The 14,520-nt window shown below is 66.2% G+C and carries 14 protein-coding genes and 1 pseudogene; 7 read left to right on the top strand and 8 right to left on the bottom strand.

What is annotated here, in order from left to right:
* Positions 1–2: 2 nt before the first annotated feature.
* Together DFO63_RS19685 and DFO63_RS19680 are read right to left on the bottom strand one after the other, a co-directional pair.
* Positions 3–1,667, bottom strand: a complete 1,665-nt coding sequence (locus tag DFO63_RS19685) for a CTP synthase (protein WP_014036735.1) — start codon at positions 1,665–1,667, stop codon at positions 3–5.
* 400 nt (positions 1,668–2,067) lie between these two features.
* A complete protein-coding gene (locus tag DFO63_RS19680; RefSeq protein WP_014036734.1) occupies positions 2,068–2,301 on the bottom strand; it encodes a hypothetical protein in 234 nt (77 codons plus the stop codon).
* A 172-nt stretch (positions 2,302–2,473) separates the two neighbouring features.
* Here DFO63_RS19680 and parE point away from each other — a divergent pair, with 172 nt between their 5' ends.
* The 4 genes from parE (at position 2,474) to DFO63_RS22055 (ending at position 7,076) form a co-directional block, all read left to right on the top strand.
* Positions 2,474–4,363, top strand: coding sequence for a DNA topoisomerase IV subunit B (parE, locus tag DFO63_RS19675; RefSeq protein WP_014036733.1), 1,890 nt, complete (start codon positions 2,474–2,476; stop codon positions 4,361–4,363).
* 140 nt (positions 4,364–4,503) lie between these two features.
* Positions 4,504–5,082 carry a GNAT family protein gene (locus DFO63_RS19670; protein WP_049445686.1) on the top strand — a complete coding sequence of 193 codons (579 nt, stop codon included), beginning with the start codon at positions 4,504–4,506 and terminating at the stop codon, positions 5,080–5,082.
* Between the two features lie 110 nt (positions 5,083–5,192).
* Complete coding sequence (locus tag DFO63_RS19665; RefSeq protein ID WP_119007640.1) at positions 5,193–6,689, top strand: S10 family peptidase; 1,497 nt, start codon at positions 5,193–5,195, stop codon at positions 6,687–6,689.
* A gap of 147 nt (positions 6,690–6,836) precedes the next feature.
* Complete coding sequence (locus DFO63_RS22055) at positions 6,837–7,076, top strand: hypothetical protein (protein ID WP_147416487.1); 240 nt, start codon at positions 6,837–6,839, stop codon at positions 7,074–7,076.
* Between the two features lie 17 nt (positions 7,077–7,093).
* Here the strand turns inward: DFO63_RS22055 and DFO63_RS19660 are convergent, their stop codons facing one another.
* Both DFO63_RS19660 and DFO63_RS19655 read right to left on the bottom strand, forming a co-directional pair.
* Positions 7,094–8,215, bottom strand: a complete 1,122-nt coding sequence (locus DFO63_RS19660; RefSeq protein ID WP_014036730.1) for an inorganic phosphate transporter — start codon at positions 8,213–8,215, stop codon at positions 7,094–7,096.
* A 13-nt stretch (positions 8,216–8,228) separates the two neighbouring features.
* A complete protein-coding gene (locus DFO63_RS19655; RefSeq protein ID WP_004152833.1) occupies positions 8,229–8,855 on the bottom strand; it encodes a DUF47 family protein in 627 nt (208 codons plus the stop codon).
* Between the two features lie 292 nt (positions 8,856–9,147).
* On the opposite strand from DFO63_RS19655, the gene DFO63_RS19650 reads away from it, so the two are divergent.
* The 3 genes and pseudogenes from DFO63_RS19650 to DFO63_RS22445 form a co-directional block, all read left to right on the top strand.
* Positions 9,148–10,452, top strand: a complete 1,305-nt coding sequence (locus DFO63_RS19650; protein WP_049445691.1) for a hemolysin family protein — start codon at positions 9,148–9,150, stop codon at positions 10,450–10,452.
* The gene (locus DFO63_RS19645) at positions 10,436–11,095 is read left to right on the top strand and encodes an exopolysaccharide biosynthesis protein (RefSeq protein ID WP_014036728.1); all 660 of its coding nucleotides are present in this window, start codon (positions 10,436–10,438) and stop codon (positions 11,093–11,095) included. Before DFO63_RS19650 ends, DFO63_RS19645 begins: the two co-directional genes overlap by 17 nt.
* Before the next feature lie 52 nt (positions 11,096–11,147).
* A pseudogene (locus tag DFO63_RS22445) lies at positions 11,148–11,249 on the top strand (exopolysaccharide biosynthesis protein); the annotation flags it as partial.
* Between the two features lie 88 nt (positions 11,250–11,337).
* Here the strand turns inward: DFO63_RS22445 and DFO63_RS19635 are convergent.
* The 4 genes from DFO63_RS19635 to DFO63_RS19620 all read right to left on the bottom strand — a co-directional run bounded on the left by DFO63_RS19635 (position 11,338) and on the right by DFO63_RS19620 (position 14,515).
* On the bottom strand, positions 11,338–11,835 hold the full coding sequence (locus tag DFO63_RS19635; RefSeq protein ID WP_119007639.1) for a pyridoxamine 5'-phosphate oxidase family protein: 498 nt from the start codon (positions 11,833–11,835) through the stop codon (positions 11,338–11,340).
* 68 nt (positions 11,836–11,903) lie between these two features.
* Positions 11,904–12,899: an LLM class flavin-dependent oxidoreductase gene (locus tag DFO63_RS19630; protein ID WP_040008077.1), complete on the bottom strand. Its 996-nt coding sequence runs from the start codon at positions 12,897–12,899 to the stop codon at positions 11,904–11,906.
* A 190-nt stretch (positions 12,900–13,089) separates the two neighbouring features.
* Positions 13,090–13,857: a sulfurtransferase gene (locus DFO63_RS19625; protein ID WP_087922178.1), complete on the bottom strand. Its 768-nt coding sequence runs from the start codon at positions 13,855–13,857 to the stop codon at positions 13,090–13,092.
* Between the two features lie 292 nt (positions 13,858–14,149).
* Entirely contained in the window at positions 14,150–14,515 is a 366-nt protein-coding gene (locus tag DFO63_RS19620; protein WP_119007638.1) for a DUF6164 family protein, read from the bottom strand.
* Between the last annotated feature and the right edge of the window lie 5 nt (positions 14,516–14,520).

The raw sequence follows: 14,520 nt of genomic DNA, 5'->3' as shown, positions 1-14,520 counted from the left end.
AGTCAGGCGCGGGCTTCCTGCAGCAGCTTGCCGCCGGCCTTGCGCTCGCGCGCGGCACGGATGAAACCGATGAACAGCGGGTGGCCATCACGCGGCGTGGACAGGAATTCCGGATGCGCCTGGCAGGCCAGGAACCACGGATGCGCATCGCGCGGCAGCTCGACCACTTCCACCAGGGTGTCGTCCATCGACTTGCCGGCGATCACCAGGCCCGCATCTTCCAGCTGGGTGCGGTAGCGGTTGTTGAACTCATAACGATGGCGGTGGCGCTCGGCGACCACGTCCTTGCCGTACAGCTCACGGGCCAGCGTGCCCGGCTTCAGGCGCTGCTCCTGCAGGCCCAGGCGCATGGTGCCACCCAGGTCGCTCTTGTCGTCACGCTTCTCGACATCGCCGGTGGCGGTGCGCCATTCGGTGATCAGGCCGATCACCGGGTTCGGCGACTGGCGATCGTTCTCGGTGCTGTTGGCGCCTTCCAGGCCGACCACGTTGCGCGCGTAATCGACGACGGCCGCCTGCATGCCATAGCAGATGCCGAAGTACGGCACGTGCTGCTCGCGGGCGAACTTCGAGGTCAGCACCTTGCCTTCGAAACCACGGTCACCGAAGCCACCCGGCACCAGGATGCCGTCGACATCGGCCAGTGCAGCCATGTCGGTGCCTTCCAGGTCCTGGGCTTCCAGCCACTTCAGGTTGACCTTGGTGCGCTGGCGCAGGCCACCGTGCTTGAGTGCTTCGCCGACCGACTTGTAGGCGTCCTGGTGGTCGACGTACTTGCCGACCACGGCGATGGTCACTTCGTCCAGCGGGTGCAGGGTCGCATCGACCGCGTCTTCCCACATCGACAGATCGACCGGGCCGGCCTTGTCGGCCAGCTTCAGCTGGTTGACCACGATCTCGTCCAGGCCCTGCGCGTGCAGGCCCGACGGAATGCGGTACAGCACGTCCACGTCCGGCACGCTGATCACCGCGCGCTCGGAAACGTTGGTGAACTGGGCGATCTTGCGGCGCTCCGAATCCGGCACCGCCTGCTCGGAACGGCACAGCAGCACGTCCGGCTGGATGCCGATCGAACGCAGTTCCTTCACCGAGTGCTGGGTCGGCTTGGTCTTCAGCTCGCCGGCGGCGCCGATGTACGGCACCAGGGTGAGGTGCATGAACAGTGCCTTCTCCGGGCCACGCTCGGTGCGCACCTGGCGGATCGCTTCCAGGAACGGCAGCGACTCGATGTCGCCGACAGTACCGCCGATCTCGACCAGCGCCACGTCGTAGCCTTCGGTGGCTTCGTCGATGCAGCGGCGGATCTCGTCGGTGATGTGCGGGATGACCTGCACGGTCGCGCCCAGGTAATCGCCGCGGCGCTCCTTGCGGATCACGTTCTCGTAGATGCGGCCGGTGGTGACCGAGTTCTTGCGGCTCAGGCGGGTGCGCACGAAGCGCTCGTAATGGCCCAGGTCGAGGTCGGTCTCGGCGCCGTCGTCGGTGACATAGACCTCACCGTGCTGGAACGGGCTCATGGTGCCCGGGTCGACGTTGATGTACGGGTCGAGCTTCATCATCGTGACCTTCAGGCCACGGGCTTCGAGAATGGCGGCCAGCGACGCGGCGGCAATGCCTTTGCCGAGCGAGGACACCACGCCGCCGGTTACGAAAATCAAGGGAGTCATGGCTGCAAGCATCCTGTCTGGAAATGGAAAACGGCAGCACCACGCGCACCCGGAGGGCGGGCATGGTGCTCGGAGGGGGTTTTCCGGTTCGCTGGGACAGCGAGGGAGGTGCGGGTCCGTGCGGCGGCACGCGCCGGACGGGGACCATCGTGCGAGGTCGGGGTGGCCGTGCCGGTCAAATCGACCGTCACCTGCGACCCGCCATGCTGGAAGCCACGCTTGGCCGCTCCAGCCCATTCGCAAATGGTGGACACGCACTTACTCCCGGAAAGCCATAGTTTACAGATTGATGGCCGCCAACCCAAGGGGCTTGTGCGGCCGATCCAACAAAAAACGCCCCGCTGGGCGGGGCGTTCCGGTGCGCAACCCTTGTCGCAAGGGCGCTTGGCAGGTTGCGGGATCAGCGCTTCTTCCGCGCCTCTTCCTCTTCTTCCTTCTGCGGGGCCGGCTGGCCCTGCGCCTTCATTTCGGCATTGGCCTGGGCCCGACGCTTGGCCTTGGCATCGGCCTCGGCCTGCGCTTTGTCGGCCTGGTCACCCTGCTGCGGGGCCGGCTGGCCAGCGTTCTGCGCCACCACCAGCGGCACCGCAACGGCGGCAGCGGCCAGGATTGCAATGGTCAGCAACTTCTTCATGAGGTCCTCCTCGCGGTATGGCTTGGACGTTTCGACCCAACGGGGGCCGCCGGCGTTCAGATTCCAGCGGCTGCCATTTTACCCCCTCCCCGGCGCCGAGGCTGAACCGCAGGCGTGCAAAATCGCCGTCCAGACCGCACACTTGCGCGTCGCTCCGCGCTTTAGAAGATAGATGAACGCCCGCTATAACGCCGCCGATATTGAAGTCCTGTCCGGCCTTGACCCGGTCAAGCGCCGTCCCGGCATGTACACCGACACTGCGCGCCCGAACCACCTGGCGCAGGAAGTGATCGACAACTCGGTGGACGAGGCCCTCGCCGGCCATGCCCGCTCGATCGAGATCACCCTGTACAAGGACGGCAGCGTGGAGGTCAGCGATGACGGCCGCGGCATGCCGGTGGACATCCATCCGGAAGAGAAGATCCCGGGCGTCGAACTGATCCTCACCCGCCTGCATGCAGGCGGCAAGTTCAGCAACAACAACTACACCTTCTCCGGCGGCCTGCACGGCGTCGGCGTCAGCGTGGTCAACGCGCTGTCGACCCTGGTGGAGGTGCACATCAAGCGCGAAGGTGCTGAACACCGCATCACCTTCCGCAATGGCGACCGCGCCACGCCGCTGGAAGTGGTCGGCACCGTCGGCAAGAAGAACACCGGTACCCGCGTGCGCTTCTGGCCGGACCCGAAGTACTTCGACACGCCGAAGTTCGCGGTGCGCGCGTTGAAGCACCTGCTGCGTGCCAAGGCCGTGCTGTGCCCGGGCCTGACCGTCAAGCTGACCGACGAAGCCACCGGTGAAGTCGATACCTGGTACTACGAAGACGGCCTGCGCGATTACCTGAAGCTGGAACTGGGCGAGCGCGAATCGCTGCCGGCCGACCTGTTCGTCGGCAACCTGAAGAAGGACACCGAGGTGGTGGACTGGGCCGTGGCCTGGCTGCCGGAAGGTGAGCTGGTCCAGGAAAGCTACGTCAACCTGATTCCGACCGCCCAGCATGGCACCCACGTCAACGGCCTGCGTACCGGCCTGACCGAGGCGCTGCGCGAGTTCTGCGACTTCCGCAACCTGCTGCCGCGCGGCGTCAAGCTGGCCCCGGAAGACGTGTGGGACCGAGTGTCGTTCGTGCTGTCGCTGAAGATGACCGACCCGCAGTTCAGCGGCCAGACCAAGGAACGCCTGTCCTCGCGCCAGGCCGCCGGCTTCGTTGAAGGCGCCGCGCACGATGCCTTCAGCCTGCTGCTGAACCAGAACGTGGAACTGGGCGAGAAGATCGCGCAGATCGCCATCGAGCGCGCCAGTGCGCGCCTGAAGACCGAGAAGCTGGTCGTCCGCAAGAAGGTCACGCAAGGCCCGGCCCTGCCAGGCAAGCTGGCCGACTGCATCAGCCAGGACCTGTCGCGCACCGAGCTGTTCCTGGTGGAAGGTGACTCGGCAGGCGGCAGCGCCAAGCAGGCGCGCGACAAGGACTTCCAGGCGATCCTGCCGCTGCGCGGCAAGATCCTCAACACCTGGGAAGTCTCGTCCAACAGCGTGCTGGCTTCGGAAGAAGTGCACAACCTGGCCGTGGCCATCGGCTGCGACCCCGGCAAGGACGACATCGCCGGCCTGCGTTACGGCAAGGTCATCATCCTGGCCGACGCGGACTCCGACGGCCTGCACATCGCGACCCTGCTGACCGCGCTGTTCCTGAAGCACTTCCCGGCGCTGGTCGATGCCGGCCACGTGTTCGTGGCGATGCCGCCGCTGTTCCGCATCGACGTGGGCAAGCAGGTGTTCTACGCCCTGGACGAGGAAGAGAAGCGCACGATGCTGGACAAGATCGAGCGCGAGAAGATCAAGGGCGCAATCAACGTGACCCGCTTCAAGGGCCTGGGCGAGATGAATCCGCCGCAGCTGCGTGAATCCACCATCCACCCGGATACGCGCCGCCTGGTGCAGCTGACCGTGGACGATGGCGAGCAGACCCGTTCGCTGATGGACATGCTGCTGGCCAAGAAGCGCGCGTCCGACCGCAAGGGCTGGCTGGAGTCGAAGGGCGACCTGGCTTCGCTGGAAGTCTGATCCCGGCGCGGGGTCGGATCCGTTTCCTGACAGGAAACGGCTCTGACCCGGTTGCCCGGTAGTGCCGGCCCGGGGCATTACACCCCCATCGGCAAACCCGGCGGCGCCATAATGCGCGTCCATCCGCGTGGACCACCGTATTGGCCAGCCACTCGCTGCTGTTCCCCGGCCTGCCGCTGCACAGTGCACGGCTGGTCCTGAGCCCGATCCGCCGTGACGACGCCGCCGCGCTGTTCACGCTGCAGTCCAACCCGGATGTGATGCGCTGGTGGAACCATCCGGCCTGGACGCGACAGGCCGAAGCGCGCGAGCAGATCGACGATGACCTCGCCGCCCATGCCATCGGCACCCAGCTGAAGCTGGCCGTGCGCGAATCGCTGGAAGGTCCGCTGCTGGGTATCTGCGTGGTGTTCGCGGTGGACCGCGATGCCGCGCGCGCGGAGATCGGCTACCTGCTGGCACCCGATCGCCAGGGCCAGGGCTATATGCACGAGGCCCTGCAACAGGTACTGGCCTACCTGTTCCGCACCCTGCACCTGCATCGCGTGGAAGCCGAGATCGACCCGCGCAACGCGCCCTCCGCGCACGTGCTGGAACGCCTGGGCTTCCACCGCGAGGGGGTGCTGCGCCAACGGTGGCGCATCCAGGGGAAACTGGCCGACTCGGCCGTCTATGGCCTGCTGGCCGACGACGACGCGGCAGCCACCCTGCCCGCTTGACCCAATCTGGCCAGTGGCGGCCTCGACGCGCGGCCATGCCTTTGGACACATACGGCATGGCCCGTCACCGGCCTAGCATCGGAACCCCCTTCCGCTGCCGATCCGGTGCCATGAAGTCCCTGTTGCATACTGCCGCGCTCTGCGTCGGCCTGCTCATCGCCCCAGCCAGCGTGCTGGCCGCGCCCGACGCCGAGGCCAAGCCTGATCCGAAAGAGGAGAAGACCGAAGCGCCTGCGCTGCCCGCCGACGCCTCGGTCCGCCAGAGCATGCGCCTGGCCGGCCGCATCCTGGACTACACCGCCACCGTCGGCACCCTGCCGGTACGCGATGCCAAGGGCAAGGTGATCGCCGACGTGGTGTTCACCGCCTACACGATGCCGGGCAAGGACCGGCCGGTGACCTTCGCGCTCAATGGCGGCCCCGGGGCATCGTCGGTGTACCTCAACATGGGTGCCATCGGGCCCAAGGTGGTGACCTTCGGCTCCGAGGGTGACAGCGCATCGGCGCCGGCCACCCTGCACGACAACCCGGGCACCTGGCTGGACTTCACCGACCTGGTGTTCATCGATCCGGTCGGCACCGGCTTCAGCCGCGCGCGCATCGGCGACGACGAAGCCAAGAAGGCGCTGTACAACCCCAGTGCCGACGTCGAATACCTGTCGCGTTCGATCTACGACTGGCTGCTGCGCAACCAGCGCATGGCCTCGCGCAAGTACCTGACCGGCGAGAGCTACGGTGGCTACCGTGGCCCACGCATCACCCACTTCCTGCAGACCCGGCTGGGCGTGGCGATGAACGGCCTGGTGCTGGTCTCGCCCTACCTGAGCCCGACCCTGGAAGACAACGCTGATGTCTCGCCGATGGCGTGGATGCAGACGTTGCCGTCGATCGCCGCGGCGCACCTGGAGCGCCAGGGCAAGCTGACCGATGCGGCGATGCGCGAGGTGGTGGAGTACACCCGTGGCGACTACGCCACCGCGCTGATGAAGGGCCGCAGCGATCCGCAGGCTACGGAAGCCATGCTGCGCCGAGTGACCGCGCTGACCGGACTGGACCCGCAGTTCGTGCGCCGCGCCGGCGGGCGCCTGGAAACCCAGGCCTACCTGCGTGAAGTGTTCCGCGACAAGGGCACGCTGGGCAGCCGCTACGACTCCAACGTGACCGCGTTCGATCCGTTCCCGAATGATCCGGAGCAGCGCGCCAACGATCCACTGCTGGACAGCATCATCGCGCCGACCACCACGGCGATGGTCGACTTCGTGACGCGCGTGGTCGGCTGGAAGGTCGATGCGCGCTACCAGGCGCTGAACTACGACGTGAACCGGTTGTGGGACCGCAATGGCGAGCTGCGCCAGGGCGCGGTGACCCAGCTGCGCCAGGCGGTGGCGATCGATCCGCATCTGCAGGTACTGATCGTGCATGGCTGGAACGACCTGTCGTGCCCGTTCATGGGCTCGATCCTGACCGTGGACCAGATGCCGACGATGGGCAGCAATCCGGACCGGGTGCAGGTGCGGAGCTATCCGGGCGGGCACATGTTCTACAGCCGGGCGGACAGCCAGGCGGCGTTCCGCAAGGATGTGCAGGCGTTGTTCCAGCGTAATTGAGGGGGTCGGCCGGGCCTGCGGCCCGGCACCCGCTGACTGCAACGGCAACGTCCAACGTCAAAAGCCGGGGTTCCGTGGGCTGGCGAGGTGGGGTGGGGTTGCAGGACACGCCGTGAACCCGTCCATGGGGGCTCGATGGCGCCATCCATGGCGCCAACGGTCCTGCAACCCCACCCCACCCCGCCGCTGACAGGTTCCTGCGGCGGTTGGGGAGGCGACCGTCCGCTGTCGGTGGGTGTCTACTTCCTGCTGATTTGGTGGGTGTCGACCTTGGTCGACACGCTGGATACCGAGAAACGATCTGCCCATGAAAAAAGCCCGCCGGAATACGGCGGGCTTTTTCGTTTGTCGGGGTCAGATCCTTTTCCCGCAGGGAAATGGCTCTGACCCCAAGGCCACTGGCATCAGGTCCAGCCGAACAGCTCGAACAGCTTCAGGATCAGGTACGCGCAACCGCCGGCGGCCGGGATGGTCAGGATCCAGGCCCAGACGATGCGCTCGATCACGCCGAATTTCAGCGAGCGCGGGTTCTTGGCGAAACCGACGCCCATGATCGCGGTGGAGATGCTGTGCGTGGTCGAGACCGGCATGCCGAAGTGGGCGGCCAGGGTCAGGATGGTGGCCGAGCTGGTCTCCGCGGCGAAGCCGTGGATCGGGTGCAGCTTGACCATCTTGTGGCCCAGGGTCTTGATGATCTTCCAGCCGCCCGAGGCGGTACCGGCCGCCATCACCACCGCACAGGTCAGCACGATCCACATGGCGATGCCGTCACCGGCATGCGCGTCCGGGTGCATGAAGGCCAGCCAGGACGGCAGGTCGTTCAATGCGCCGGTGGCTTCGGCGCCGATCAGGGTCATCGCGATGATGCCCATGGTCTTCTGCGCGTCGTTGTGGCCGTGGGCGAAGCCCATGTAGGCCGCCGAGGCGATCTGCGCCTTGCCGAAGAAGGCGTTGACGATGCGCGGGCGGGCCAGACGACCGATGGCACCACCAATCTTGGCCAGGCCGGCGATCAGCGCCCACAGCAGCACCATCACCACGATGCCGAGCAGGAAACCGGCGATCGGCGAGGTGATCATCGGCACGAACACCTTCCACAGCAGGCCCTTGTTCTGCGCCCAGCTGCCCAGGCGCTCGGACCAGATCAGCGCGTCCCAGTTGTTGTGGGCGGCGGCCAGGCCGGCGCCGCAGAGGCCACCGATCAGCGCGTGCGAGGACGAGGACGGCAAGCCCTTCCACCAGGTGATCAGGTTCCAGATGATGCCGCCCAGCAGGGCGCACAGGATCACCTGCGGGGTGACGTCAACCACGTTGGTGTTGAGCAGGCCCGAGGCGATGGTCAGCGCCACCGCGGTACCGGTCAGTGCACCGATGAGGTTCATGAAGGCGGCCAGCATCACCGCCCAGCCGGGCGAGAGCACCTTGGTCGCCACCACGGTGGCAATGGAATTGGCAGTGTCGTGGAAGCCGTTGATGAACTCGAAAACGAGCGCGGCCAGGATCACCACCAGGACAAGGGTCAACATGCGGCGGCGTCCGTCAGCTGTTCTTCAACACGATCTGGTACGCCACCACGCCGGCCTCGCGGCAACGGTCGATGGCCTTTTCCAGGATCTCGAAGAATTCCTTCAGCAGGAACATCTGCAGGTTGTCCAGGCGGCCCGAATAGATGTCGCGGTACAGCTCGAGCATCAGGCGGTCGGCCTCGTTCTCCAGCGAGCGCAGCTTCTCGTTGAGCGCGGTCATCCGGTCCAGGTTCATGTGGCGCAGGTCGGCCACCATCTCCACCACCACGCCGGCAGCCTGTTCCAGCATCGCCGCGCGCGGCGCGAAGTCGATGTGCTCCAGGTGGGTCGTGGCCAGCGAATAGCGATCGGCGAACTTCTCGATCTGCTTGGGAATCTTGTACAGCGCCGAGCCCAGCGCTTCGATGTCTTCGCGCTCGATCGGGGTCATGAAGCTGTCCACCAGCGCCTGGCTGATCTTGTCCGAGGCCGCGCGTTCGCGCAGGCGGGCCAGCTTGAAGGCGTCCAGCGCGGGCTGGCGGTCGGCCTCGCGCAGCATGGAATGCAGCGCCTTGGCGGCGTCGGAAGCCGCGACGGCAGCCTCATCGAGCAGGGTGTAGAACTGTTTGCCGGAACCGAAAATGGTCTGCAGAGAGAACATTGAGAAACCTGTCAGCCGTCGCGGGAAGGACGGCACCAGACGGAATTATGACGGCTAGATGACCATCACGGGTATCCCCGCCCCCTTTCGAGGCCTTGGAACCCCCAACCTGAACAGGCGGTTGCCACCCTGCCATGCCCCTTTGCTAAGATGCCAGCGCGCCTTCGGGCGCACCTTATGGACGACGACCCTTATCCCCCTGCGCCGCGCCGGACCCTGTTCCTGAGCGCCAGCCGCCATCGCAAGCACCCGCCCTCCCTGCCACCAACCGGGGACGACGCCCGTGTTTGAAATGATCCTGATTGTCTTCGCGCTTGTTCTGCTGAACGGCTTCTTCGCCATGTCCGAGATGTCGGTCATGACCTCGCGCAAGAGCCGCCTGAAGCAGATGGCCGCCACCTCCAAGCGTGCCGCCAAGGCGCTGGAGCTGTCGGAGAAGCCGGAGAGCTTCCTGTCCACCGTGCAGATCGGCATCACCGTGATCGGCGTGCTGACCGGCTACCTCGGCGGTGAAGCGCTGGGTGAAGCCTTCGCCGGCTGGATCCAGGGCCTGATGCCCGGCTTCGCCTACGCTGGCAACATCGGTACCGCGCTGGCGGTCAGCCTGATCACCTTCATCACGCTGATCTTCGGCGAACTGGTGCCCAAGCGCCTGGCGCTGACCCGCTCGGAGGCCATTGCCGGCCTGGTCGCGATGCCGATGAGCTGGCTGGCCAAGCTGGCCCTGCCCTTCGTCTGGCTGCTGTCCAAGACCACCCAGCTGGTGCTGCGCCTATTCGGCCTGGGCAAGGATGAAGTCGCCTCGGTGACTGAAGAAGAGATCCGCATGCTGGTGGCCGAGAGCCACGAGGCCGGTGTGATCGACGCCCACGAGCGCGACATGATGAACCGCGTCATGCGCCTGGGCGACCGCACCGCCGACAGCCTGATGACCCCGCGCAACCGCATCGCCTGGCTGGATACCCAGGCCGGGCTGGAGCGCAATCTGGAGATCATGGCCGAGCACGAGTTCTCGCGGTACCCGGTATACCGCGACAACGACATGGACGTGGTCGGCGTGCTTGAACTGAAATCGCTGGCCACGCGCATGGCGCGCGGTGACAACGCGCTGTTCCAGACCCTGCGCGAACCGCTGTACGTCTCCGAATCAACCCACGCGATGAAGCTGCTGGAGATCTTCCGCGAGGAACAGCAGTCGATGGCGCTGGTGGTGGACGAGTACGGCGAAATCCAGGGCCTGGTGACCATCAGCGACCTGATGGGCGCCGTGGTCGGCCGCCTGCAGGCGGTGGAGAACGCCGACGAAGATGCGCTGGTGGTGACCCGTGAAGACGGTTCGCTGCTGGTGGACGGCTCGCTGCCGATCGAGGACCTGCGCGAGCTGATCGGCAGCAACGATCTGCCCGATGCCGAGGATGGCGATTACTACACGCTGGCCGGCATGTGCATCCACTACTTCGGCCGCATCCCGCACGCGGGCGAGTACTTCGACTGGGCCGGCTGGCGCTTCGAGGTGGTCGACCTGGATGGTGCGCGGGTTGACAAGCTGCTGCTGCGCACGCTGTCCGACGAGCAGGCCGATGAGCTCACCGCCTGAGGCCGGCCAGGGTCCGGGCGTTGAGCGCCCGGCCTACCGCAACGAGGGCATCCGCACCCTGCTGGAGATGTTCGCCTCCGGCGACCCGGCCGAGCACATGCCGCTCGGCCAGATCCTGTGCAACCTGCAGCAGAGCGCGTTCGGCGTGTTCCTGTTCGTGGCGATCCTGCCCTCGTTCATCCCGATCCCGGGCATGGGCGGCGCGGTCAGCGGCCCACTGGTGATCCTGATCGGCCTGCAGATGCTGTTCTGCCTGCGCCGCCCGTGGCTGCCTGGCTTCATTGCCCGCCGTGGACCGAAGCGCGGCACCATGCACCGCTTCCTGGACCGCATCGACCGCCCGCTGCGACGGCTGGACCGGATGCTGAAACCGCGCCTGCCGCAGCTGCTGACACCGCTGCCTGCACACGCCTTCACTGGCCTGCTGCTGGTGCTGCTTGGCATCCTGCTGTCGCTGCCGATTCCCTTCACCAACTTCCTGTTCGGCTTCCAGCTGCTGCTGTTCTCGCTGGCACTGCTGGAACGCGATGGTGCGCTGATGCTGTTCAACTGGATCGCAGCGTTGGCGGCGATCGCGTTCTTCGGCTTCAGTTCGGGACAGCTGGTGGGCTACACGGTGGAGCTGTTCCAGCGTTGGTTCTGAACACCGGAATTCATCGGGGTTGCCCCATCCACGCATGGCGTGGATCTACTGACTGATCAACTGGATCGCGGCGTTGGCGGCGATCGCGTTCTTCGGCTTCAGTTCGGGACAGCTGGTGGGCTACACGATGGAGCTGTTCCAGCGCTGGTTCTGAGCACCGGAATTCATCGGGGTTGCCCCATCCACGCATGGCGTGGATCTACCGGGATGCAGTAGATCCACGCCATGCGTGGATGAAGCTCTCACCGCAGGTCGATGAAGCCATTGTCGGCCAACGGCGCGGGCTCGTCCTGCACGGCCGACAGCACGAAACTCAGCGCCGTCCCCAGCAGCGTGCCCGGGCCATCCCAGTATTCGGCCGAGTCGGCGCGCACCTGGATCAGGCGGAGGTTCGGGTCGTCCATGCCGCCCGGAAAGAACAGCTTCATCGCCGGCGACCACAGCTCTTCGATCTTCGCGCGGTCGTCGACGATGCGCGCACGCCCTGCCACCGACACATAGGTGTTCTTCGAAGGCGAGGCGTAGGCCACGTTGACGTATGGATCAAGTGCGATCTCGGCGACCTTGGGGCTGTCGGCGGTGATGACAAACCACAGATCACCGTCGAAGGTGACCTGCTGGGTGGCCAGCGGCCGGCTGTAGAGTCGTCCATCGACGCCGGTCGTGGCGAACATCGCCACCTCGACGTCCTTGATCAGTTCTGCCAGTTGGGCGATGTGTTCGGCGCGGATATCAGCCATGTGGGGGCTCCATCGGTGTGAGCCCCCATCAGACGCGGTTCGGCCGCAATGGGCCGTGACGCAATTGTTCAGCCCGCGTGGCGGGCATGCCAGGCGTGCATGGCCAGTTCGAACGAACGCAGGCGCGCGCGGTGGTCATACAGGTTGGCGGTAAGCATCAGTTCGTCTGGCTTGTGGCGCTCGACAAACGCGGCGATGCCTTCCGCCACCTGCTGCGGATCGCCCAGCACGGTGCAGGCCAATGCCCGCTCCACACCCAGCTTTTCATGCGGTTCCCAGAAAGTTTCGATATCGTCGATCGGCGCCGGAATCTTGCCCGGTCGACCTCGGCGCAGGTTGACGAAACTCTGCTGCTGGCTGGTGAAGAGGCGGCGCGACTCGGCTTCGCTGTCGCTGGCAACGACGTTCAGCGCCAGCATCGCGTGCGGCTGCTTCAACGTCGCCGAGGGGCGGAATTCGCGGCGATATACCGCCAACGCTTCATCCATCACATCAGGCGCGAAGTGCGAGGCGAACGCATAGGGCAAGCCCATCGAGGCGGCCATGCGTGCGCCGAACAGGCTCGAACCAAGGATCCAGGTCGGCACCCGCAGGCCGCCTCCGGGAACGGCCTGCACTGCCTGGCCAGGCTGCACCGGCTCGAAATAATGCAGCAGCTCGCGCACATCCTGCGGGAACTGGTCGGCGCTGTCGAAGTAGCGGCGCAATGCACGCGCGGTTGGTTGGTCGGTGCCTGGGGCACGACCCAGGCCGAGGTCGATGCGATCCGGATACAGCGAGGCCAGCGTGCCGAACTGCTCGGCCACCTGCAGCGGCGCGTGGTTGGGCAGCATGATGCCGCCTGCCCCGACGCGGATGCGCTTCGTACCACCGGCAACATGGCCGATCAGCACGGCCGTGGCGGCGCTGGCGATGCCGGGCATGTTGTGGTGTTCGGCCAGCCAGTAGCGGCGGTAGCCCAGCGCATCGGCGTGCTGGGCCAGTTCCAGCATGTTGGCGAAGGCAGCGGTGGTGTCACTGCCCTCGCAGACCGGGGCCAGGTCAAGGATCGACAACGGGATCATCAGCGGTTTTCCGTCACAGGATCCCCCATGCATGGGGTCGGCCAGGCGCGGCGGCCAGTGACGGTGGCGGGATGCTGATTCCCGTGGGGCCGGTTCATGGCGGGTCGCGCTTGATCCGGTGGTGCCGACCGCTGGCCGGCAGGCAAAGTGCCCTGGCAGCCGGCCAGCGGCCGGCTCTACCGGGGAAGCGTCAGAACGCGCTGGGGCGCGGCTCCGGTAGTGGCTGGTCGACCATCGGCTTCAGTTCGGCATCCAGCGCCACGCGCTCGTCGAACACGAAGCAGCGGCCTTCGTAACCTTCGCCGCCCACCTCCTCGAAGTAGCCGAGGATGCCGCCATCGAGCTGCAGCACGTTGTCCATGCCATCGTTGGCCATCCACAGTGCGGCCTTCTCGCAGCGGATGCCGCCGGTGCAGAAACTGACCACGGTGCTGTCCTTCAGCGCTTCGCGGTGCGGCGCCAATGCCTCCGGCAGGTCGGTGAACTTGTGGATGGGCAACACCAGCGCATCCTTGAAGGTGCCGTACTCCACTTCCTGCAGGTTGCGGGTATCGAGCATCACCACCGGCTTGCCAGCGTCGTCATGCCCCTGCCGCAGCCAGCGCTGCACCGTGGCCGGATCGACCGCCGGGGCACGCGGATAGTCCAGCGGCTGGCCGTCATCGCGGCGGAAGCTGATGATCTCGTCCTTCACCTTGGCCTTCAGCCGCGCGAACGGCTGGTGCTCGCTCAGGCTGGTCTTGACCCGCATATCGGCAAAACGCGCATCGGCATGCAGCGCCGCGTAGAAGCCCTCGACCGCCTCCGGCGCACCGGCCAGGAACAGGTTCAGCCCCTCGCCCGCCACCAGGATCGTGCCGCGCAGCTCCGCCGCCTCGGCGCGCGCCAGCAACTGGTCGCACAGGGCCTGGGGGGCGTCGATGACGGCGAAATGGTAGGCAGCGGTATTGGCGATCATCCTGCCATTTTAGCGCCTCCTGCCCGCACAGACAGATTCAGGGGGTCAGAGCCCTCTGCGCGGCAGAGGGATCCGACCCCGGCAGGCACCCGGAACCTGTCAGAGGCAGGGCGGTGTGGGCAGGCGGGACCGTTGGCGCCATGGATGGCGCCATCGAGCCCCCATGGACGGGTTTACGGCGTGTCCCGCCTGCCCACACCGCCCTGCCCACCACGGATTGCCTGCTGTTGCTGTTGCTGTTGTAGTTGCCCTGGCATCGGCGGGTGCCGGGTGCAACCCGGCCAGAAGCCCCCTACCCCCGCAACAGCATGAACGGCAGCAGCACCAGCGCCGCCGCAACGGCCATTCCCAGCAGTACCAGCAGCACGAACACCGGCCGCCGCCGGAACAGGCTGCCGAACGTCTCCGCCGTGCCGTCGCGCAGCGCCTGTTCGCGCTCGGCGCGGATGCGCGGCCCGCGTTCGGCCTGGTACTCGGCCATCAGCGCCTTCGCACGCGGATGATCAGCATCCTCGCGCAGCCACAGGCCGCCATTGGAAATGCCCCAGGGGCTGGGTTCGGTGCGATACCAGGCGATGCCGTGCTGATCGAGCAGCGTGCAGACATCGGCATATTCGTCGTCGCCGACATTGCGCAGATTGAGCAGGAGTTTTGCCATGTACC

The organism is Stenotrophomonas sp. AG209 (assembly GCF_003550055.1).
Classification (GTDB): Bacteria; Pseudomonadota; Gammaproteobacteria; order Xanthomonadales; family Xanthomonadaceae; genus Stenotrophomonas.
Note: the sequence above shows the minus strand (reverse complement) of the source record. Positions and strands in the feature narration are given on the sequence as shown.